General features: G+C 68.0%; 1 protein-coding gene. It reads left to right on the plus strand.

All coding sequences use genetic code 11. The features are described 5' to 3' along the window. Window positions 1–272, plus strand: a 272-nt coding sequence (locus SB717_RS35865; RefSeq protein ID WP_410907738.1) for a formate dehydrogenase accessory sulfurtransferase FdhD, incomplete at both ends; no start/stop codon positions are given.

A 272-nucleotide genomic window follows, 5' to 3' on the forward strand; every position in this document is an offset into this window, starting at 1 on the left:
GTCACCGCGCTCGGCGACGCTGTGCGCGCGGCCTCCCCTGTTCCGGCTTGGCCACCGATTGCGACTGAAGCGATCGCGGCGGCGTTCCGGCAGTTGGCCCAACATCAGCCCCTGAACCAGGTGAACCGCAGCGTCCACGCGGCCGCCCTCGCCGCCTCCGATGGGACCATTCTGGTGGCGCGAGAGGATGTTGGACGCCACAATGCCCTCGACAAGCTGATCGGCAGCAGAGCGCGCGCAGGTACCCTTCCGTTGAACGGGTTCGTGGTCCT

It is taken from the genome of Priestia sp. SIMBA_032, from assembly GCF_046535215.1.
GTDB classification, from domain to species: Bacteria; Bacillota; Bacilli; order Bacillales; family Bacillaceae_H; genus Priestia; species Priestia aryabhattai.